The organism is Psychroserpens algicola (assembly GCF_014526325.1).
Lineage (GTDB): Bacteria > Bacteroidota > Bacteroidia > Flavobacteriales > Flavobacteriaceae > Psychroserpens > Psychroserpens algicola.
Genome location: NZ_JACNMJ010000009.1, coordinates 157804 through 180519 on the forward strand (window position 1 = coordinate 157804; position 22716 = coordinate 180519).

The 22716-nt window shown below is 34.0% G+C and carries 22 protein-coding genes; 12 read left to right on the forward strand and 10 right to left on the reverse strand.

Going from position 1 to position 22716, the window contains the following annotated elements:
• Positions 1-2 precede the first annotated feature (2 nt).
• Both H7350_RS16410 and hemL read left to right on the forward strand, forming a co-directional pair.
• On the forward strand, positions 3-818 hold the full coding sequence (locus tag H7350_RS16410) for a glucosaminidase domain-containing protein (RefSeq protein WP_204347010.1): 816 nt from the start codon (positions 3-5) through the stop codon (positions 816-818).
• A gap of 1 nt (position 819) precedes the next feature.
• Positions 820-2106, forward strand: coding sequence for a glutamate-1-semialdehyde 2,1-aminomutase (hemL, locus tag H7350_RS16415; protein WP_204347011.1), 1287 nt, complete (start codon positions 820-822; stop codon positions 2104-2106).
• Positions 2107-2157: 51 nt separating this feature from the next.
• On the opposite strand, the gene H7350_RS16420 is transcribed toward hemL, so the two are convergent.
• The 3 genes from H7350_RS16420 to H7350_RS16430 all read right to left on the reverse strand — a co-directional run bounded on the left by H7350_RS16420 (position 2158) and on the right by H7350_RS16430 (position 4682).
• Complete coding sequence (locus H7350_RS16420) at positions 2158-2487, reverse strand: hypothetical protein (protein ID WP_204347012.1); 330 nt, start codon at positions 2485-2487, stop codon at positions 2158-2160.
• Between the two features lie 111 nt (positions 2488-2598).
• Positions 2599-3066, reverse strand: a complete 468-nt coding sequence (locus tag H7350_RS16425; RefSeq protein ID WP_204347013.1) for a Spy/CpxP family protein refolding chaperone — start codon at positions 3064-3066, stop codon at positions 2599-2601.
• 104 nt (positions 3067-3170) lie between these two features.
• On the reverse strand, positions 3171-4682 hold the full coding sequence (locus H7350_RS16430; RefSeq protein ID WP_204347014.1) for a hypothetical protein: 1512 nt from the start codon (positions 4680-4682) through the stop codon (positions 3171-3173).
• A 149-nt stretch (positions 4683-4831) separates the two neighbouring features.
• Between H7350_RS16430 and H7350_RS16435 the strand changes: the two genes are divergently transcribed.
• The 6 genes from H7350_RS16435 to H7350_RS16460 all read left to right on the forward strand — a co-directional run bounded on the left by H7350_RS16435 (position 4832) and on the right by H7350_RS16460 (position 9572).
• A complete protein-coding gene (locus tag H7350_RS16435) occupies positions 4832-4990 on the forward strand; it encodes a hypothetical protein (RefSeq protein WP_204347015.1) in 159 nt (52 codons plus the stop codon).
• Between the two features lies 1 nt (position 4991).
• Positions 4992-5459 carry a hypothetical protein gene (locus H7350_RS16440; RefSeq protein ID WP_204347016.1) on the forward strand — a complete coding sequence of 156 codons (468 nt, stop codon included), beginning with the start codon at positions 4992-4994 and terminating at the stop codon, positions 5457-5459.
• A gap of 41 nt (positions 5460-5500) precedes the next feature.
• Entirely contained in the window at positions 5501-5983 is a 483-nt protein-coding gene (locus tag H7350_RS16445) for a hypothetical protein (RefSeq protein ID WP_204347017.1), read from the forward strand.
• Positions 5984-6166: 183 nt separating this feature from the next.
• Positions 6167-7816 (forward strand): dipeptidyl-peptidase 3 family protein, encoded by a 1650-nt coding sequence (locus H7350_RS16450; protein ID WP_204347018.1) that lies wholly within the window; start codon positions 6167-6169, stop codon positions 7814-7816.
• 93 nt (positions 7817-7909) lie between these two features.
• A complete protein-coding gene (locus tag H7350_RS16455) occupies positions 7910-8788 on the forward strand; it encodes an alpha/beta hydrolase (RefSeq protein WP_204347019.1) in 879 nt (292 codons plus the stop codon).
• Entirely contained in the window at positions 8748-9572 is an 825-nt protein-coding gene (locus H7350_RS16460; RefSeq protein WP_204347020.1) for an alpha/beta hydrolase, read from the forward strand. Before H7350_RS16455 ends, H7350_RS16460 begins: the two co-directional genes overlap by 41 nt.
• Before the next feature lie 50 nt (positions 9573-9622).
• On the opposite strand, the gene H7350_RS16465 is transcribed toward H7350_RS16460, so the two are convergent.
• Positions 9623-12115, reverse strand: coding sequence for a zinc-dependent metalloprotease (locus H7350_RS16465; protein ID WP_235989377.1), 2493 nt, complete (start codon positions 12113-12115; stop codon positions 9623-9625).
• A gap of 166 nt (positions 12116-12281) precedes the next feature.
• Entirely contained in the window at positions 12282-13817 is a 1536-nt protein-coding gene (locus tag H7350_RS16470; protein ID WP_204347021.1) for a fibronectin type III domain-containing protein, read from the reverse strand.
• Between the two features lie 287 nt (positions 13818-14104).
• On the opposite strand from H7350_RS16470, the gene H7350_RS16475 reads away from it, so the two are divergent.
• Together H7350_RS16475 and H7350_RS16480 are read left to right on the forward strand one after the other, a co-directional pair.
• Complete coding sequence (locus H7350_RS16475) at positions 14105-14323, forward strand: hypothetical protein (RefSeq protein ID WP_204347022.1); 219 nt, start codon at positions 14105-14107, stop codon at positions 14321-14323.
• 42 nt (positions 14324-14365) lie between these two features.
• Positions 14366-16435, forward strand: a complete 2070-nt coding sequence (locus tag H7350_RS16480) for a glycosyltransferase family 9 protein (RefSeq protein WP_204347023.1) — start codon at positions 14366-14368, stop codon at positions 16433-16435.
• On the opposite strand, the gene H7350_RS16485 is transcribed toward H7350_RS16480, so the two are convergent.
• The 5 genes from H7350_RS16485 to H7350_RS17145 all read right to left on the reverse strand — a co-directional run bounded on the left by H7350_RS16485 (position 16425) and on the right by H7350_RS17145 (position 21590).
• Positions 16425-17171, reverse strand: coding sequence for a glycosyltransferase family A protein (locus H7350_RS16485; RefSeq protein ID WP_204347024.1), 747 nt, complete (start codon positions 17169-17171; stop codon positions 16425-16427). The genes H7350_RS16480 and H7350_RS16485 overlap by 11 nt on opposite strands.
• 105 nt (positions 17172-17276) lie before the next feature.
• Positions 17277-18968: a lysine--tRNA ligase gene (gene lysS, locus H7350_RS16490; protein WP_204347025.1), complete on the reverse strand. Its 1692-nt coding sequence runs from the start codon at positions 18966-18968 to the stop codon at positions 17277-17279.
• A gap of 104 nt (positions 18969-19072) precedes the next feature.
• Positions 19073-19960, reverse strand: coding sequence for a tetratricopeptide repeat protein (locus H7350_RS16495; protein WP_204347026.1), 888 nt, complete (start codon positions 19958-19960; stop codon positions 19073-19075).
• A gap of 5 nt (positions 19961-19965) precedes the next feature.
• Positions 19966-20421: a DUF1573 domain-containing protein gene (locus H7350_RS16500; protein WP_204347027.1), complete on the reverse strand. Its 456-nt coding sequence runs from the start codon at positions 20419-20421 to the stop codon at positions 19966-19968.
• A 110-nt stretch (positions 20422-20531) separates the two neighbouring features.
• Entirely contained in the window at positions 20532-21590 is a 1059-nt protein-coding gene (locus H7350_RS17145; protein ID WP_338105787.1) for a helix-turn-helix domain-containing protein, read from the reverse strand.
• A gap of 161 nt (positions 21591-21751) precedes the next feature.
• Between H7350_RS17145 and H7350_RS16510 the strand changes: the two genes are divergently transcribed.
• Both H7350_RS16510 and H7350_RS16515 read left to right on the forward strand, forming a co-directional pair.
• Entirely contained in the window at positions 21752-21910 is a 159-nt protein-coding gene (locus H7350_RS16510; protein WP_204347028.1) for a YqaE/Pmp3 family membrane protein, read from the forward strand.
• A gap of 39 nt (positions 21911-21949) precedes the next feature.
• Entirely contained in the window at positions 21950-22714 is a 765-nt protein-coding gene (locus H7350_RS16515) for a hypothetical protein (RefSeq protein ID WP_204347029.1), read from the forward strand.
• Positions 22715-22716: the final 2 nt, after the last annotated feature.

Consider the following 22716-nt stretch of genomic DNA (forward strand, 5'->3'; position numbering starts at 1 on the left):
TTATGAAAAAATTACTTGTCGTTGCACTTATAGGCTTAATTGCTTTGAGTTGTGGTTCAAAAAAGAAAATAGTCACAAAAAAAGGAAAGACAAAGCAAAAAACTGAAACAGTTGTAGTAGTACCTGAACCAGCTTCGGAAACGGAATTACCTAAAGAACCTGTTGTCATACCTGAGCATTCTAACTTAAATTCTACTGAAATCTATATCCTGACCTATAACGCCATTGCAATGGATGAAATGCGAAAATCTAAAATTCCGGCCAGTATTACATTGGCACAAGGTATTTTAGAATCCGGTTCTGGAAAAGGTAGATTATCGGTTGAGGCCAATAATCACTTTGGTATCAAATGTCATGGGTGGACTGGTGCAAAAATCTATCATGACGATGATAAATCGCAAGAGTGTTTCCGAAAATACAAACATGCATTTAGTTCTTTTGAAGATCACTCGGAGTTTCTAACAGGTCGTGGTCGATATTCTAAATTATTTGATTTACGACCTAATGATTATAAAGGTTGGGCAAAAGGCTTACGTGCAGCAGGCTATGCTACTGATAAAAGGTATCCTCAAAAACTTATTAGTTTGATAGAACGCTATCAGCTCGATAAATATGATGATATGGTTTTAGGTCATAAGTCCTCAAAAACAGAAGTGACACAGGCAGATGTTTCAATTCATCATAAAGTGGTTAAGGGTGATACACTATACTCATTATCAAAACGATACAATACAACTGTAGATGTGCTTAAACGTCTTAACGGTCTAAAAAATAATGATCTTTCTTTGGGTCAAATTCTTATTATTAAATCCAATTAACATGTTATATCAACGTAGTAGTGCGTTATTTAAGGCAGCTGAAGCTGTTATTCCTGGAGGCGTAAATTCTCCAGTTCGAGCCTTCAAAGCTGTTGGAGGAACACCAATTTTTGCTAAATCAGCAAAGGGTGCTTATGTATATGATGAAGACGATAATCGTTATATCGATTATATAAATTCTTGGGGTCCAATGATACTAGGACATGCTTATGAACCAGTCGTAAATGCGGTTATAGAAAAAGCTAAACATGGAACATCATTTGGAATGCCTACAGAAATTGAAACTAAAATAGCTGAGCTGGCTGTTTCAATGGTGCCAAATATAGATCAAATCAGATTTGTAAACTCTGGAACCGAAGCCTGTATGAGTGCCATTCGTCTAGCAAGAGGGTTTACGGGAAAAGAAAAGATCATCAAATTTGCCGGATGTTATCATGGTCACAGTGATGCGTTTTTAATTCAGGCAGGAAGTGGTGCCGTAACGTTTGGTAGTCCAAACAGTCCAGGAGTAACACAAGGTACAGCTAAAGATACATTGCTGGCAAAGTATAATGATATCGATCATGTAAAAGCATTAGTAGAGGCAAATAAAGATGAAATTGCATGTATTATTATAGAACCAGTGGCAGGTAATATGGGATGTATTCCGCCAAAAAATAATTTTTTACAACAGCTCAGAGAGGTGTGTGATGCCCATGCAATTTTACTTGTTTTTGATGAGGTTATGACAGGTTTTAGATTGGCTAAAGGTGGTGCTCAAGAATTGTACAATATTAATGCTGATATTGTTTGCTACGGAAAAGTGATAGGAGGCGGCTTACCTGTTGGTGCATTTGCAGCTCGACATGAAATTATGAGTCACCTGGCACCTTTAGGGAGTGTGTATCAGGCAGGAACACTAAGTGGAAATCCGTTGGCTATGGCTGCTGGAATGGCGATGCTGAATTCTATAGAGAGTGATACGGACTTGTTTAAGCGTCTTGAAGAAAAAACAGAATATTTGCATAAAGGTTGCGCCGAAGCTCTAAATAAATATGATATAGCACATACTATAAATCGTAAAGGATCTATGCTATCTATTCATTTTTCTGAAGATGAAGTTATCGATTTTGATAGTGCTGCAAAAGGTAATAATGAGCGGTTTAAATCCTTTTTTCATGGGATGCTTAATGAAGGGATATATATTGCGCCAAGTGCTTTTGAAACCTGGTTCATAACCGATGCGCTTTCTTATGAAGATTTAGATGACACTATATGCGCTGTTGCTAAAGTGGCTCAAAATTTATAGCATAAAAAAAGCGACTTATAACAGTCGCTTTTTTTATTTGAGATTTAATAATTATCTATCTCTAAAGTATTTTAAGTACAAAACATATTCTTCTTCAGTTAATATGTTTTTTAATCTTTCGTCTAAGGCTGTATTTATTTTTTCAAAACGTTCCGTGTTTTCGGTTAAATTGGAACTTATTTTTTTATAGGCAATACCATAGTCTTGGTACGCTTTATATACATCTTGCTTTTTGGAGTCTTCAAATTTAACAATCTTCCTTAGCTCTTTAGTTTTTATGTTGGCCTGAGCGTTGATTTCTAAAGTGTTCTGAGCAGTAATACTTTGAGTGTTAAATAGCAGAGCTACTGAAAATAGGCAAAGTGTAATTAATTTTTTCATTGTCTTTTGATGTAAATAATTCAACAGGTTTAAAATTAACGATTTTTATTATAAAAAAAAGCATCAACCTTAAAAATCGATGCTTTAATGCAATTTATTTGTTAACTCAAATTAATGATCACCTTTCATTTTGCGTTTTGATTTCGCTTTTCCATGACGTCTACCTTGAGTTTTTTCCCATTTTTCATACTGCTCAGACGTTAAAATAGCTTTCATTTTTTGTTTTGTCTCTATTTGACGGTCTAAGCGTTCGTTTACGGCCTTGATTTTTTGTTCATCCGTTTTTTCAACTTTTAATTTAGTGTCGTTTTCTGTATCGCTTTTCATTTTTGCTCTTTCAGCCATTTTTTCCTTTCTGTGAATCGCTTGCTCCAACATGAGTTCTTTGACTTGTGATTGTTGTTTTTCAGTCAAGTCTAATGCAAGTGTGAGTTTTTTTGTTGCTATTGTGGCTTGATCTTCGGCAGACATGTTTTTCATTTGCTCTGCTCTGGCTTTTCTGTCTTGCTTTTTGTCTTTGTCTTGCGCTACAGCATTCAGACTAATAAAAGCTATTGCGATTAAAATTAATTTTTTCATAATACAATGTGTTTAAAATTTAATAGGTTTTTCAATGTTTTTAATTGATGGTTTTTGGACAACATTAGTTGTGATTGGTTTAATGCAGATGTGAATTTTAACTCCTAATTAACAGTTTGCGCTTTTTTAATGAGCCCTAAGGTTGTTGTATATAAAGGTTTAGATTCCATTTTGCTTTTTAACCATGCGTAAAAACTCATTACGAAAATATCTTCTTGTTTTTCATCAACCCAAATAAATGCATTTTCAACCTTATTTTTAAACGCTTGAGTTGTAATCTGCTCAGGGTTTTTAAAGTACGCCATCACTAAATTAATAAAAATAATAGCTCTTTCTTGGTCAATCTGACGCAAATAATTAAAATATGAGCGCTTAAAACTCAGTAATCTGGATTCGGCCAGGTCAAATTCACTAAGCTCTATATAAAGAATGATTTCAGCAATATTCTTTTTAATAATCCATTCTTTTCCTGCTTTTTCGATGTAATATTTATCAGTGTGATAAAATTTTGAAAATATGGTTTTAGCACTTTTAAAATCTTGCTTTTGCATATAAAACATAACCAAGGCTAAATGAATATCTAATAGCGATTCTAAATCGGTATGCTTGGTTTGTTTTGTAGATTCTAATAATGATATAGCATCGTCTTGTTTGTTTATATAGTTAAGATTAAGCGCCATTAGTAAAGTATATTTTAGTTTAAAATTGGCATAATGTTTTTTTCTCTGTTGTTGCATAAGGGTGTGCATGTGATCTAAATAGTCTAATGAATCATGAAATTTTTTATTCCTAAATAAAGTGTTAGAAATCATATATACCACTTTGATATGGTGAACCAGCTGTTTGTCTTTCCTTTTATGGTTTAAGATTTTTTGATAGGTTTCGATTAAAAAAGGTTCGATTTTTAAGTAATCATTAGTAACAAAAGCCGATAAACTAACAATGGTCATTAATTGGTAAAGTGATTTAAATGATAAGGCTTCATTTATACTGATATTGTGTTCTTCAAGTGTCGTATGGAGTATGGTTTTAAAGTCAACAATTTTTCCTTTATAAGTCATGTCGCTAAGTGTTTGCCTGATTTTTGCATACACCATGTTGAGCTCTTCTTCAAGATAATGTTGTTTTTGATTACTTCGGAAATTGGCAATAACCGCATTTATGTCTACTGAAGGATTTGTATAAGCATATTGAATTTTAGTATGATATATTTCATTTAAAATAGGAAACAGATGGTGTTCTTGTGCTAAACGTTCAGCTTTGTCTAGGATCTGATAAGCGATCTTAGGTTTTTTGTAAAATAAAAAGGTTCGTGAGGCTAGTATATATTTGATGATTTGCATATCAACCGAATTCTCTTCTTCTAAATTACTATTAGCTATAAAATCAATAAGCGATTGGTACAGCCGTTTTCTCAGTGCGTGATAAGCGTCTTTGCGATAAGCGCCATATAATTTTTGACAGATGTCCTTAGAGGATAGTTCGTTTTGCGACAACAGTTTAAATAATTGAATGTTTTTTGTGTCATTTCGTTTGTTCTTTCGCTCTAGATAAGAGGTGAATTGTTGCTTGTCTTCCGAAGAAAACGTAGCTACTATAGCTTTTAAGTCTGTCATTTAATCGTCAGTAAATTAATTTAAATATTAGTAAAAATAGTATTAAATATAATTTTTTAATAAATATAATCGTCAGTTTTTAATATAATGAGTGTTTTGAGAACGTTCAAACTATTGCACATTTGTAGAGTAATCAACAAAACAAACCAATGAAACAGTTTTTTAAAACCACACTTTTTATAATCGCTATGAGCTTACTCATCGTGTTTTCAAAACGCATACAAAATGAAATCATAGAAGGCTATAATCATTGCATAGCTCAGCTAACTAGTTATTCAATGTCAAACCAGGCTTACATAGGTGTTTAAAATGCAGCTCAAGAAATTAAATACAGCATTTATAATCACTATAGGTGTTTCTGTAATTGTATTTGTCTATTTGGTGTTTCTGGGATATGATGAGATTAAAACCTTAAAAGATGTGATTAAAATTATTGCATCAATCTTATTTCCAATTCCATTATTGTTTTTTGTACGCTTTATTTTAATAGAGCATTTTTTACCAGAAAACACAGATGCGTATAAACTGCAACATCAAAAGCCAGCAACAATATTACTTGTAGTTACCATAATTATAGGAGTTGTGTCTATGCAAGGTGTAGAGTGGGTAACAGGTCAGAAATTAGAAGACCATCTTATTTTTGCACACCTCATTAATTCTACAACCATAAGTAGTTATGTGCTTAACTATATTTTATACAACAACTTAAGAGTTAACGGAATTTTAAGTGGTGTACTGCTTTCACTGGCAATACATGTCTTTTTTCTAACCGCTTAATACAATACATACAAAAATATAATCATCAAAAATTTAAAATTATGAATCCAATTATTCAACCTCCAAAACCAAGAACAAATGCTAATAAACGCGAATTGTTATTCACGTTTCAATCCATCATTGTCACAGGTTTGCTGGCATTTACTGCTATTGCTTTTTTTCTGCATTTTAATTTAAGAATAGAAAAAGGCATCAAAGTTATTTTTGCTCCTTTTTTATCAGTTGTACCACTATTGTTTGTGCTATCTATTCTGAGAGATTTACGACAAGGTTTTAAAGAAGGCAACTATGGCAAAAATGAAATTATTAAGTTTTGCCTTATTACGATCGGAATTACAATAGCATTTACCTGTGTCACATTTTTACTGACCAAAATAGATGCTTTAGAAATATTGCTAGCAGCCATTATGGCGATATTAAGTATAGTTTTCTTTTTAAGAAGCAAAATTAAAGACATACTAGGAATGAGTATTATTACAGGAATAGCCGAAGGTATTATCGTCTACATGATTTTTTTGTTTTGATGATTGGTTAGTAAGTAACCCAAGACCTCGCAGCTTTTAAAGTTGCGAGGTTTTAAATACAGAACTACAGAATTTCAATTCACAAGATCTTTCATGGACTCTTTTTCAGATGTCTTTCTGAAATGGTTGAATTAAAGTCGAAATTTGCTAACTTTGGATAGAATCAATAAACACTAATTTCTAATGAAAAAACTAATAATAGTATTGGTAGTCGCTTCGTTTTTCTACAGCTGTAAAGATGATAAAAAAGATGTTGTTACTGAAGCGGAAACCACTACAGAAGATGTCAGCAATATGGAAAAAAACCTGAGCAAATATGTGAATTTTAAATTAACGGCAGATGTGTCTAAGCTCACTGAAAAAGAACGTCAAATGTTGCCTTATTTAATTGAAGCAGCTAACATGATGAACGATTTATTTTGGTATGAATCTTATGGTGACAAAAGTGAATTGTTACAGTCGATTTCCGATGAAAAAACCAAAGCATTTGTTGAGATAAATTACGGACCTTGGGATCGTTTAGACGGAAATGTGCCTTTTGTTAAAGGTGTTGGCCCTAAACCTGCTGGTGCAAATTTCTATCCTAAAGATATGACAAAGGAAGAGTTTGAAGCTGCAGACATCGAAAACAAATCGAGTCTATACAATTTTGTACGTCGCGATGAAAGTGGGAAATTATACTCTATTCCGTATCACAAACAGTTTGAAAGTAAGTTAAAAGAAGTCTCACAACTTTTAATTGAAGCATCTGAATTGGCCGAAGATGAAGGACTCAAAACGTATCTGGAATTAAGAGCTAAAGCGCTCTTAGATGATAATTATCAGCCTAGTGATTTAGCGTGGATGGATATGAAAACCAATACTATTGATATTGTTATCGGTCCAATTGAAACCTACGAAGATCAACTATTTGGTAACAAAGCGGCACACGAAGGTTATGTGTTAATTAAAGACCAGGAGTGGAGTAAGCGTTTAGCAAAGTTTAGTGCTTATTTACCAGAGCTTCAAGTTGGATTGCCTGTTGATGAAGCTTATAAAAAAGAAACACCAGGAACCGATAGTGATCTCAATGCTTATGATGTGGTTTTTTATGCTGGTGATTGTAATTCTGGAAGTAAAACCATAGCCATTAATTTACCAAATGACGAAGAAGTTCAATTGCAAAAAGGAACACGACGCTTACAGCTTAAAAATGCTATGCGTGCTAAATTTGATAAAATACTTGTGCCAATTTCAAAAGTTCTAATCGATGAAAGTCAGCGCAAGCACATTACGTTTGACGCGTTTTTTTCAAATACGATGTTTCATGAAGTAGCACATGGTTTAGGTATTAAAAATACAATTAATGGAAAAGGAACCGTACGAACTGCCTTAAAAGAACATGCCAGTGCTTTAGAAGAAGGTAAGGCAGATATACTTGGGTTATATATGATTCAGCAATTAAATGCTAAAGGAGAATTGACCGATGATTTAAAAGATAATATGGTCACTTTCATGGCAGGAATTTTCCGTTCAGTACGTTTTGGAGCCTCTTCAGCTCACGGAAAAGCAAATATGATTCGTTTTAATTTTTTCAAAGAAAAAGGAGCGTTTACAAGAAATGCTGATGGTACCTATAAAGTTAATTTTGATAAAATGGAAACTGCTATGCGTGATTTGTCAAACCTCATTCTTACATTACAAGGCAATGGTGATTATGATGGTGTTGCCCAATTGGTCGCTGAAAAAGGAATTATTTCTAAAGAGTTACAAGCAGATTTAGATCGTTTAAGTGACGCTAGTATTCCTGTAGATGTCGTTTTTGAACAAGGCACAAAAGTATTGGGTTTATAGTTTGACATCACCTATATAATTACAAAGGCTTTAGCATACGCTAGAGCCTTTTTTGGTTTAAATTTTATATCTTGTTAGAACAAACTATGTTTTATGGCCTATTGGTTATCCATTGTTATTACTATTCTTGTTGTTTACATTGCCATTAGTATCGCGTTGTATTATTTACAAGATTATATGTTATTTAAACCTGAAAAGTTGCCTGCCGATTTTCAGTTTGATTACGAAAATCAGGAGACAAAAGAGTACAATCTCGAAACGCGTGATGGTGCTATAATTAATGGACTTCGATTTTTTCCTAAAGGTGAAAGTAAAGGTGTGGTAATTTACCTCAAAGGCAATTCAAAAAGTATTAAAGGCTGGGGTAAATTTGCAGTCGACTTCACAAGACATGGTTATAATGTGTTGATGGTTGATTATCGTGGCTTCGGAAAAAGTACAGGTAGACGCTCTCAAAAAGCGATAAAACGTGATTTACAGTTAGTATATAATAAAGTCAAAGAGAAAACCAGTGAAGATCGTATCATCCTTTATGGACGATCTTTAGGATCTGGGTTTGCAGCAAAATTGGCATCGATGAACCATCCTAAAATGCTCATTCTCGATGCGCCTTATTATAGTTTAACCAAGGTAACAGCGCGCTATGCTCCATTTATGCCATTATCCTTATTGATGAAATATCCGCTGCCAACTTATAAATGGTTAAAATATGTGCAATGCCCAATTCATATCATTCATGGTACTCACGATACCTTGATTCCGTTTAAAACAAGTGTAAAGTTATCTAAGGTAAACCCTAAACTTACAAAGCTGCATACCGTTATTGGAGGCGGACACAAGAACTTAAATAATTTTGAATCTTACCATAGCATGTTAGATGATATTTTAAATAACACACCAAAACTCATCGATTTAGAAACCACAAGTATTAATGTCATTCACACCTCAAAACCGACTAAGAAAAAAGCTTAAAAAAGGACTTAAAGTTTTTTTGATTTTATATGTTATGATAGGTACATCACTCTATTTTTTACAAGAAAAGTTACTATTCCTTCCTACGGTTTTAGAACAGGATTATCAATATCAGTTTGCTTATCCATTTGAAGAAGTGTTCTTAAAGCCTTCTGAAAATGTTAGCATTAATGCCATTCATTTTAAATCTGAAAACCCCAAAGGTGTAATTTTGTATTTCCACGGAAATGCAGGCGACCTGAGCCGATGGGGAACCATTGCCGAATTTTTTGTAGCCAAACATTACGACATGTTTATTATGGATTATCGTACCTACGGAAAAAGTAAAGGCAAGTTGAGCGAGCAAGCATTTTATGACGATGCGCAATATTGCTATGATTATCTCTTAAAGCAATATGCTGAAGCAGAAATTACACTCTATGGTCGATCTTTAGGAACGGGAATAGCCACATTTCTAGCCTCAAAAAATCAGCCAAAACAGCTTGTTTTAGAAACTCCATATTATAGCATTTTGGATGTAGCGCGACATCGGTTTCCAATTTTTCCAGTATCGTCTTTACTGAAATATAAATTTCTTTCTAATGAATTTATTGGTAATGTCAAATGTCCAATTACGATGTTTCATGGCACTTCCGATGGTGTTGTTCCTTATGCTTCCGCAGAAAAATTAAACGCTGTTGCTCCTGTTAGTCAAACAACATTTATTACAATTGAAGGAGGAAGCCATAATGACCTGGTGGAATTTGATGCATACAGAACTGCAATTGATAAGGTGTTAGAATAAAAAAAGCTCCAGATAATTCCAGAGCTTTTTATACATGTATGTTTAATTAATTATCCATTAGGATTCAAAATTGCATCAATACGTTCTAAAGCATCAGCGATATGAATTCTACTCATAGAGTCAGCTCCACGAGCAGATCGCAATTGACTGCGTAATGTTTTTAATTCGGCTCTTACAACAGCTCTTATATCTGACTGACTGGTATTTACAGCAGTCGATTTTTGATAACCTCCAAACGCAGGAGCTTTGCCTTGATTTTTAGCAGTCATTAAATACGCTAATCTATCAATATGAGCGCGTTGTAAATTACGTCGGTACGTATCAATTCTCTTTCCTGTACGTAATTCGCTCCAAATGCCTTGACGAAGATCTTTCATCATATCTGTAAGTGCATAAGCCTCGCTACCATTAAATGTTTCAGCTTCGGTTAAACGTTGCATTTTACCTAAGCTCATAATGTTATTTAATGTTCTTACTTGTAAGCCGCGAACACGATTTACAGAACCAGAATATTCTATACGATCAAAAATAGTTTTATCAATCAACCACTCTGGTGTGGTAAATAAATTCTCCTGAATAAATTTCATGGCTCTTTTTTGATGATCTTTTGCTACAGGTGTGTAGACAGCTCCAGGTTGATCAGCAGCTTTATAATGCTCATAAACACCACCAATATTATTAGAGACATGTCCCATGTAGCGATTAAATTGAGAAACTACGTGACCATACATTTCCTGTAAATCATCATAATCTTCACCAGCTTCAGTTGTCCAACTAATTAAATTAGGAACAATACGCTTTAAGTTTTTAATACCGTATTCACTTGCTAACATAGCATCATCACCTAAATCTTCAGTTTGAGAACTAGGATCATGTACATCGCCTACTTGTTGGTGACCAAAACGATACATTGGATCTCCAGCATGTTCCATAATCCATTGATTAAGTATTGGTTTTTCTTCTTCAGCAGTTTTTCCTAAAATAGGTCTGTAACCCCAAGAAATAGCATATTTATCATAAATACCAATATTCGGCATTAATGCTACACCTTCATCACCAGGTTGAGCCACATAGTTAAAACGAGCATAATCCATAATAGAAGGTGCTGTACCATATTTTTGAGTGAATTCAGCATCACGTAATTTTTCTACAGGATAAGCAACACTACTTCCCATATTATGAGGTAATCCAAGTGTATGACCTACTTCGTGAGCAGATACAAAACGAATTAAACGTCCCATAACTTCATCTTTAAATTGTGGGCTTTGTGCATCTGGATTAATAGCTGCAGTTTGAACAAAAAACCAGCCACGTAATAATGACATTACATTGTGATACCAATTGATATCACTTTCTAAAATTTCTCCGGTTCTTGGGTCACTTACGTGAGGTCCGTTAGCATTAGGAATTGGAGATGCTAAGTAACGTACAACAGAATAACGAACATCTTCAGGTGTCCATTCTGGATCTTCTTCAACAGTTGGAGGATCTTTTGCAATAATTGCATCTTTAAATCCTGCAGCTTCAAAAGCTACCTGCCAATCTTCGATACCTTGTTTGATATATTTACGCCACTTTTCTGGAGTTGCTCTATCCACATAGTATACAATTTGCTTTTTAGGAACAACTAATTCACCACGATTAAATTTTGCAATATCTTCATCTTTTACTTCTAATCTCCAACGGTCTAAGAACGTAAGCGACTTACTTTTTTGATCTTCTAAACCATAATCTGTCTGGCTTCTGGCAAACCAACCTACACGCTCATCAAAATAGCGGCGTTTCATTAAGTTTTCAGGGAGTAAAATCATGGAGTTATTAATCTCAATAGAAATACTTCCAGTACTCGAATTTGATGGAGGAGAACCAGCAGCATAAGTTTTTACATGTCTTGATTCAATATTTCGTGGGTAACTTTTTATGTTTTCTATAAAAGATTTATCACTTTCTAATCGGGTAACTTTAAAAGGACGTCTTCTAAATTGTGGTAATCCTAATGACTTTACATCTTTTTCAAATAAAGGTGTAGCATCAATCACTGTGCTTGTAGAATCTTTACTGAATGCTTTAATAGGAAATGTGTAGAGTACAGGCTCAAAATTTGAGTTTTCTACAGCTTCATTTACAGGAAGAGAATCTGCTGCGACTACATTATAAGACACGACACGAAGGATAACTTTCTTTCCTTTTTTCTGCCAACGCAGGACTTGCTCATTTTGCTTTCCGCCACCAAAGCCTAATCCGCTTGCAGTTTTAGAAATACGAGTCACCATGAGCATTTCTCTGTCAAAAAGAGAGTCAGGGATTTCGTAGTAATATTTATCGTCTAAGGTATGAACTGTGAATAACCCTTCATCGCTTTTAGCATCTTTAGTAATGACTTTGTTATAAGGTTTTGGGTCATTTTTACCTGGTTTTTTAGCAGGTGGTTTGGCTGCAGCTGTAGCTGCTTTTGCTTTATTGGCTTTTTTAGCTGTCGAGCATGACAAAGCAATAAAGCATACGGAAACTACTAAGAGTAGTTTTAAAGAAAATTGTTTCAAAGTGGTTGAATTTTAAATTAGTCTTCTAAAGTAAGAAATCTAAAAGAGTGTTAAAAATATCACAAGGTTTTAATATTATTTTAACTTAAATATATGGCGTATAAAACCAAAGAAAGCCACAGGTTTTATGTGGCTTTCTTTGTAGAAGTTATATAATTAAAATGGCTTAGTCGAGTGTGTCTAAATATTCTAATAATAAAGCAACACCTTCATCGTGAAGAATAGTCGTTCCGATATAAGGCATTCCATATTCAGGAATTGTATTTTGTATTCTGGTCAAGATACTGTTTTTTCGTTCTAAGATATTAGACTCACCAAAAGCTGTTTCATAAGATAATCTTAATGTAGATTGCTCTTCACAAAATCCGCCTTGGGTATGGCAGTGTGCACAATTTATATCCATATAAGCTCTAGCACGACGGTCAAGTGTTAAAGAGGTGTCTTCAGAATTTGGTAATGTATTTACTGATGTAGGATCAGATAGTCCATTAATCATCTCGTTGTCAATTAATGCTTGTAGTTGATTTGAGCCATTAACTTCAAAGTTGAGCGTTCTTAGTTTTGGTCCAATCGGAGTGGTTTCAGAGTTGTTACTATGACAAATAAAACACTGAACACTTGATGGAATTTCATAATTTATACTTTGTGATTCTCCTTCAGAATCCACCCAAGTAACAGGAACTGTTGCGCCATCTGAATCTAAGGTAGCCTCGGTTTGCGATGCATTCCAGATATAATTTCCAGTTTCCCAAGAGCCATCAATTTTAATAAGAATTCTGGTTTCTATGATGTTCCTACCTAATGTTAAGTCTGTTTCATCATTGTTGTAGAAAAATGTCTTAACAATAATAGTATTGTCAGGAAATAATGGTAAACCATCATTAACATAAGTTAGTTTTTCACCAGTTGGAAGAACAATAAAGCGTTGTTTGTGAGCATAATCCGTAAACAATTTTGTACTTAAATCGTACTCAAATCCGTAAGGTGTTATTTCTAAGTTTTCAAGGTCGCCATTAAATAAGTTTAATTCAGAAAGTGTTGGTCTAAATTCAGGAATAACAGGAATTGCTAAGGTTGTAAAACTTAAAACATCAGAGTTTGAACTCTCATTACCAACTTCGCAAATCACTTTTACATACACATCATAATCTGTGTATGGGTTTAAACCTGTAATTTCGATAGAAGTTTCAGTAACCGAAACTGAAGTTCCAGAACCAACAGTAAATCCGGAAGCACCATATTCTAACTCGTAAGTACCTGTGACATTAACTGTGTCTTCCCAGGCTATAAGAGCTGAAGTGTCTGTAATCATACTAGCATTTAAATTGGTTACAGCTTCACAAGGTAATATTGAAGTTGTAAAAGTAAATACATCTGTATACATGCTCACATTGGTTTCAGAACAAATGGTTTGAATATATACATCGTATGTAGCATTGTCGTTTAAACCAGTAAGTACTGTGCTGGTATTGGTTGTTGAAAGCGTCGTGCCACTGCCAAGAGGAAATCCAGCTATACCATATTCCAGTATGTAAGATCCTGTGTTATTAGCATCATCCCATGAAATAGTTACAGAATTATCTGTAACGTCATTTACAGAAACATTGGAGACAGCATCACAAGCTGCGACTAAATCATCATCATTATTACATGCTAGCACAAAAATGATGAGCATTAATAGTAGACCGGTTTTTTTTAACATTTGGGTTGTTTTTTTCTGATTAATAGCTGATTGCGAATGTAATAAAATTCTTTTTTATTGAAAGAATAAATCGATATGAAGTTGTTTTTCGTCTTTTAAAAGAATTATAATTCTTTGATTTACAGCTGTCAAATTGTTTGAATTAATCGTGTTTGTTATATGTAATGGGTCATTTTGTAAATCAATGAAGTGCACTACATAGTATCTGTAATTGTTATAAAAACCTCATGTACTTTTTTTTAAGCTAAAACTTTATTATATTGTTCTCTTATTAAGTATAAGACCATATGAAAAGAAGAGATTTTTTAAAAAATAGTGGTAAAGCTATTTTAGTAACATCAACTATTTCACTAACAGGTGTCATTTTTAACTCTTGTAGTTCTAGTGATGATGATTCTTTTGATGACGGCTACTATGACGATGGCTATTACGACGATGGCTACTATGATGACGGTTATTACGATGATGGCTATTATGATGATGGTTATTACGATGACGGCTACTAACAGTCATTTCATTGTCAACTACTCCTTTTTAAATCCTTTTTTATGCTGAACATTGCATTTTTACACGATGTAGAAATGGACTATATTGGTGGTGCCGAATTGTCAAATAAGAAAATTATTGACAAAGCCATATCACTAGGTTATTCTGTTATTTACGATGATTTAACAGATTTTGAATACACTAAAAAACAACTTTCCAATTGCGATGTCGCTATAGTCAATAACATTGTCTCATGCGATTATGAGTTTGAATTGATTTCTCACTTGATTAAACACGATATTCCTTATGTGAAATGGGAGCATGATTATGGATTATGCGAAAAACGTAGCGTGTATTGTTATGTTGATTCTAAGGTAAAAAATTGTTGTAATACCAATAGATTTCATCATTATCGTAATTTATTTGTCAATTCAAAACTCAATGTTTTTCAATCACCAATGCATTATGATTATCATAAGCGTTTATATGGAGAGGCAGTAAAAAATCATATAGTTCTTCCGCCGCCTATAAATGTTGAAGATTTATCTGTTTCCGAAGACAAACATAAAGATCATGTATTGTTTTTAGGAGATATTAAGTTTATTAAAGGTGGATATGAGTTATTAGATTATGCCGAAGCACACCCAGAAAAGCAAATTACGGTTTATGGTAAAAACCGGTTGCGAAGAGAGCCTTCAAAAAATGTCAGTTTCAAAGATAAAACCAATAATGCTGAAATATTAAAAGTGTTAGGTAAAACGGAATATTTTTTCTTTAAGCCTCGATGGCCTGAACCTTCAGGAAGAGTTGCTGCAGAAGCTTTTTTGTCTGGAGCTAAGCTAATTTCAAACGACAGAGTAGGGACGTTTTCCTATGATTTTTATCCTAATCACCTTGAGCAAGGTAAACAGCTCATGCAGAACGCGCCGAATTATTTTTGGGAGCAGGTTTGTGAAGCTTTGCATAAAACGGTAACTACTCCCAAATTTAAGCACGCTTTAATCTATAAAAGTTATGGAGGATTAGGAGATCAGTTTATCGCCATTCCGGCAATTAATAAACTTCAAGATGTTTCTGAACAAGTCACTGTAGCATTACCTAATAACTTGATTAATGTGTTTAAAACTAATACCAAGGGCTTAAATTTAATACCTATTAGTACTGTTGAAACAATAGACATGTCTCAATTTGACAAGGTCATTAATTTAGGAAATTACCCTAAAAGCAGGCGCTTTAGGAATATAGGAGTTATTAATTATGAAACACATCACAGACTGCGGCAGCACGCTTTAAAGCATTATATTGATGCGATAGCGACAATGCATCCTGAAGCCGATAATTCGTATTCTGGGTTTCCTTATTTTAAAAGTGATACCAATACAAAACAACCTTATTTTACAGTGCATCCTGGAGCAGGCTTCAAACCTAAGTGGTGGCCAACAGAACGTTATGTAGAATTGATAGAAGTGCTTCTAAAAAAGTTTCCATCCTTTCAATGTACAGTAATTTTAGGTCCTAATGATCCAGACCCTGAACATTTTAAGCATATAGATAAGGTTACCATTGAAACTGGAAATTTAGATGAGGTTGCTATTTGTCTTTCTGGTGCTACATTTCATATAGGAAATGATTCTGGGATTACGCATTTTGCAGGTGTTTATAATGTACCTTCAGTTGCGTTTCACGGATTAACAGGGCCAGGTTCTTGGTCGACATTGGCTGAAAATCGTGAAGTAGTATGGGGAAAACCAGGACATTGCAGTATCACGTGTAAATATGATATTGCTATAGCTTGTGAACATCGAATTTGTCTACATTCTATTAGTGTTAACAGAGCAGTTTCTGCTGTCTATAAATTACTTCAAAAAAGTATGAAATCAACTAAAAATACACGAATAAAATACATATTTAATCCTGAAGTTTTAATCCATAAAACAGACCAAGGTTTTACGCTTAAGATGAAAGATAAAGAGCTTTTACTTGAGTTTAAAGAGGCTGCTGAGCAATTAGAATTTGAAGATTTGGTTCAAAATGATTTATTTGAAGATCAAATTAAAGAAGCCAATCTGAAGCCTCTAATTACTGCTTTAGTTAATGAAGATTTGGTTTTTGGAATTCCTTTTAAAGCTTAATAGATTCTTCAACCTGATGCCACTCAAAATTTAAAAATAAACGACTATGCGCATCAAATGGATCTCTGTTCTTGTCCTTTAAAATACGATACTTAGCATCAAATAATGGTTTTGTGATGCTAGAATCTCTATGTAATTGATGTTGTGGTTGTTTGGAGTTTTTATGCTCATGAGAGAAGATAGTTTGATCTCTGTAAGTATATAACTTAGTTCCTACACGCTTTTGAAATTCGATAAAAAACACATCTTCATGACCATAGTGCCCACAGAACTCTTCATCAACACCAAGTGATTTAAAGTAGGTGCTTTTACTTAAAAAAAAGGTGTTGTAATGCGGCATTGCAACTTCATTGTCTCTAATTCTTTTAAACGTAAATATTTGATTTGGCGTTTTAGTTTGTATCAAAAATTGAAATACAGACTCAGGAAATGTGTGATCCAAATCAGTGAGCACCATCTTTTGAGATTTGGCAAGGTGTACTCCCAGGTTTCTTGCGCCACCTTGATTCCACATAATATGTGTTGAAATTTTAGCTAGAGAGTAATTGAGCTGACAGTTTTTAGGGAGCTTTACATCTACTGGTGAATGATCGTCTATAAAGATAAAATGAATCTGTTTTAGAGTCTCTAAATCGTAGCCTTCATAGGTTTTAATTAGATGATAAAGTGCATCAAGATTTTTGTCTAAATAGACTGGTACTATATAAGTTAATTGTATTTGTTGGTATTTCAGCATTTAGATTCGTAATTAAGCTTCTAAAGATAAGTTTTAGAAACAAAAAAAGAATCACATTTCTGCAATTCCTTTTTTTTATAGTATGATTCTGATGTAATTCCAGAATTACATGATTTCTACATATAAGCCGTCTTCAGTTTTTGAAACTTTAGCAACTTTTTTTCCAGTTAAACCTTTGATGGTTTTATCCCATTTTTTATTGCTTAATCCAGATTGTGTTTTTAAATCGTTTAAATTAACTGGAGAATTAGATTTTAATAGGGCAAACACTGCTTTTTCTTCTTCAGTCATTTCAACTTGCTTTTTTTCTGGGCGCATTTGCGGAAAAAACAATACTTCTTGTATAGATTGATTATTGGTTAAAAACATGATAAGTCTATCCATACCGATTCCCATACCAGAAGTAGGAGGCATTCCGTATTCTAAAGCCCTTAAAAAATCATGATCTATAAACTCTGTAGCTTCATCATCACCTTTAGCCGCTAATTTTAGCTGGTGCTCAAAGCGCTCGCGTTGGTCTATCGGATCGTTTAATTCTGAATAGGCATTGGCAATCTCTTTTCCGCAGACCATTAATTCAAAACGCTCTGTTAATTCAGGATTGTCGCGATGTTCTTTACATAACGGGCTCATTTCCTTAGGATAGTCAGTGATGAATGTCGGTTGAATGTAATTGCCTTCACATTTTTCACCAAAAATCTCATCAATTAATTTTCCTTTACCCATAGTATCGTCAACTTCAACACCTAAGTCTTTTGCAGCTTGGCGGATTTCAGCTTCAGTTTTACCAGTGATATCAAATCCTGTGAAATGCTTTATTGAGTCAGCCATAGTCACACGAGCATATGGTGCTTTAAAGTCGATTTTGTGTTTACCAAACGTAGCCTCGGTTGTTCCATTAACAGCCATGGCGCAATGTTCTAGGAGTCGTTCACAAAAATCCATCATCCAGTTATAGTCTTTGTAGGATACATAGATTTCCATGGCAGTAAACTCTGGATTGTGTGTGCGGTCCATGCCTTCATTTCTGAAGTTTTTAGAGAATTCGTAAACACCATCAAAACCTCCAACGATAAGACGTTTTAAATATAACTCGTTTGCAATTCGCATGTATAACGGAATGTCTAAGCTATTATGATGCGTAATGAACGGTCGTGCTGCTGCACCTCCAGGAATAGGTTGAAGTATTGGCGTTTCGACCTCAAAATATCCAGAATTATTAAAGAATTCACGCATGGCATTAAAAAGCTTTGTTCGCTTAATAAATACGTTTTTTACATGCGGATTTACAACTAAATCGGCATAACGTTGTCTGTAACGCAATTCAGGATCATTAAATTCGTCAAAAGTATTGCCTTCTCCATCTGTTTTAGGAAGAGGTAATGGTTTTAAAGCTTTACTTAGCAGTGTAAAATCTTTTACCATAACCGTTTTTTCACCAACCTTAGTTGTAAAGAGTTCACCTTCAATACCTATGAAATCGCCAATATCTAGTAGTTTTTTATAAACATCGTTGTATTTGCTTTTGTCGTCTCCCGAACAGATTTCATCTCTATTGAAGTACACTTGTATTCTTCCAGCACTGTCCTGTAATTCAGCAAAACTTGCACTTCCTTGAATTCGACGAGACATTAATCGACCAGCTATAATCACCTTTTTACCTTCTTCAAACATGTCTTTAATCTGTTTAGAAGTATGATTTACAGGATATAAATCTGCAGGATAAGGGTTAATACCTAAGGCTCTTAATTTGGCGAGTTTTTCGCGTCGTACTTGTTCTTGTTCTGAAAGCTGCATGCTAAAATGTATTTTGAGGTGCAAAATTACATTATTTACAAGAATTAGAACAAAAAAACCGCTAGGTTTTATCAACCTAACGGTATAAATAACTAAAGTTGAATCTATCTTGTTTTTAAAGCCTCGAGATTTTTGACCAAGTCCTCGTTATCAGGAAATAGCTGTATTGCCTTTTCAATGGTTTTTACAGCTTCCTCAAAATTGCCATTGATACCTAGAGTGTTTGCCAAACTCATATATGCTCTTGGTTGATCTGGAAATAATTTCGCATTGAGTTTAAAAACCGTTATGGCTTCATCTATCTCATTGTTGCCATACAAGATGCGACCGTAGGTGTTTAATTCATACATGCTGGAGACTTTTCCGTCAAAACTTTTAATCAATTTTCGACTTCGTTTTCTTAAACCATTTAATCCGTCTTCTTTTAAAATGGAATGCACTTTACTAACAATCTGATAATTTGATTTATAGTCATTTGACGTGATGATGTTTAAGAGGTCTGCCTCTAAAGTTTTAACAGGATGTTCAACAATGCGATTAACTTCTTTTCCGTCTTTGTAAAAAATAAACGTTGGTACACGATGAATATTTAAACCCGCTTCTTCATGTTTCGGACTCTGTTTGTACATGTCAGGTTTTCGACTTAGCGCTATGACTTTTAGCTGGGCTTCAGGAAACTTGCAAGCTTCTAAAATTTTATAAAATCGTGGTACTTCTAGTTTACTATCTCCACACCAAGTACCCATAAAAAGCGTGATTTGATAGTTGTTAAGTTGAGAACCAATTGCATCTATTGTAGTTTGGTCAGGATCATAAGCTTTATAGTTTTTTATAAACCATTCTTTATAGTTTTCTGACATCAAACCTGCTTTGTTAATTTTTCCCAGTAAGAAAGGCGTTTCGCCATCTAACGCAATTTCAGTATTAATGTCTTGTGCAAATGCGGTTATCGAAAATAGACTGAAAGCCATGTAAATAATATAATTTTTCATAGGATTTACTTGATGGTTTTAGACGCTTTGGCAACAACATTGCCTTTTATTTGTAGACGTTTTTGAGGCTGGTCGGCATTAGAAAACACAGTAATTGACTTTGAAAATTTACCAAGTCTGCTAGTTGCGTACTTGATATCTATTGTTGCCGATTCTCCTGGTAAAATAGCTTGTTTAGGATAGGTTGGTACAGTGCATCCACACGTTGTTTTTACTTTAGAAATCACTATTGGTGCGCGACCTCTATTTTTAAACTTAAAGGTCCTTATCCCATTGTCGTTTTGTTGAATCGTACCATAATCTATGGTTTCACTTTCAAAAACGAATACACCAACAGCGTCATTTGACGATAGTTCCTGAGAGAAACTAAAAGCTGAGTATAATAGTGCAATGCATAGAGCGATTGATAAAATTAGACTGTTCTTTTTTGATGGATTGTGATGACATGTAAAATGTTTCATGATGATTTATTTTTATGATTAATACAATCACAAACATCATGATAAGTAAGTAAAAACAGTGTTTATTTACGGTTGGAAATGAGTACTAGTCCTTAGGTTGAATTTTGTAACTACTTGTTAAACAGTGACTTTAATTCGTCTCTGGAATTGACATTAAGTTTTTTGTATATATTATTTACATGTGTTTTTACAGTACTCACACTTACAAAAAGAGTTTCAGCAATAGCCTTATTGGTGTTGTCAGTCAATAAGAGGTCTAATACATTTTGCTCTTGTTTGGTCAATTGCTCTATGGCGTTAGAATGCTTTTTTTTCTTTCTTTTCATAGCAGAAAATAGAAACCAAAGGTTAAGAAGTAAAGACACGAGAGTTAGTAGGATCAGCATGTAAATCCAGAACTCATCCTTGTGTTTGTCGGTAGATGAGACAATAAATTTATCTGAAGTTAATTCGGCTTCATACTGTTTAGCGTAGCTCGAATTAGGATAGCTGGACTTCAGGCGATCTAATAAGTCGTCATAATACGAATTATCTTCTATATCTTTAAGGTAGTAGTTATGGAACTGATGGCTTCGGTCTGATAAAAAGGTGTAAATATACAGTTCGGCCAGCGGTTCATTTAAGTTTTCACCATAATCTTGGAGCTTTTTAAACCACTTTTTATTGTTGAGCTGACGGTTGGCCTGACTTCTAAATTCTGAAAAAGCGAACTTCATTTCCTCCTTTAGAGAATCGATTTTAATAAACGCAGCGGTTTTTGGATTATTAGATATAATATCACAAAACATTTGTGCATCAAAGGATAACGGAAAGGTTATAGTGTCAGTGCTTTTGGCGATAAATAAAATGTCTTTGCTGTCTTCGCAATGCCCTTCAAAATGATTGCTACCTTGATTGTAAGACGTACAATTATCAACGTGGAGTTTATATATTTTTTGCTCTGGTTCTAACTGATTGCCTACAAATTGAAAAAAGCCTTCGCTGTTTGTCGTTGTTTTCGAAATAATTTGCTCATCATTTATACCTTCAAGTGTGCGATAATCTTCAATTACAGATAAATATACTTCATTTTGCCAGCGCTCATTATCAATATGTCCCTTAAATTGATGTTGCGCATTGGTAAAATTTCCAACGAGAATACAGGCTATAATGTATTTATAAAATCTCACAGCACTAAACTAGTATTTTTTATTTTAATCTGATTATTTCAGACTAAAAACTGAGCCTTAAATGTATCTCATAGAAATAAAGTGTTAAAGTCTGGTTTAAAGTGTAACATCTTGAAAAATATGAGGTCTTATAAGTACATCAATCAATCAAAATATACATCATGAGTTTCTGGAGAGCTGTTCTAGCTATCATTTTTCCGCCTTTATCTGTTTTAGGAAAAGGTTGCGGATCTTTTTTTATTGTCTTTTTATTATGGATTTGTGGCTGGGTTCCTGGCGTAATCGCTGCACTGGTAATTCTTAATAATCCTGAAAGATAAAAGCGTATCTTTGTGTTATTAAAATTAAACTTATTTAACATGAAAAAATTTTTTACGCTAATAGCATGTGCTTTAATGATACTGCTAAACAGTTGCCAATTTTCTGAAAACATCTATATAAATGAAGATGGAAGTGGTAAAATGGAATTTACTATGGATGCATCTGAAATGATGGAAATGGTCGCTGAAATGGGAGATGGGGAAACTTCAAAAGGAATGGATAAGGCCATGGATTCTACTATTGTTTTTAAAGATTTTATAGAAGAACATAGAGATAGTATTTCTAAATTATCTGCTGAAGATCAGAAAAAAATTAAAGCACTAGAAGATTTTAAAATGCATATGGTAATGAATCCTGAGACCAAGAAAATGGTCTTTGATTTATCTACCGATTTTAAAAATGCCAATGAACTTCAGGATATGTTTAAAGCGATGAATCAAGTTGGTGATTTGAATGGGAAAGGTGCAGCAAGCCCTGGAGGTAATCCTATGGCTGGAATGGGAGCCGATGGCACAACAGATGTTCAGTATTCATTTGACGGATCAGTTTTTAAGCGATCAGCAAAGATTATTGATAGTGAAAAACATGCACAAACTGTCGATAGTTTGGGTCAAGCTGCAATGATGTTTGGGTCTTCAAAATATAAAATCAATTATCATTTTCCGAGGGCAATTAAGTCTATATCAAAAGAAGGTGCGATGTACAGTGAAGATCGCAAAACAGTGACACTCGAAGTTGGATTTATGGACGTGCTTAAAGATCCTGAATTACTAGATTTTGAAGTCGTTTTAGAAGATAAATAGTA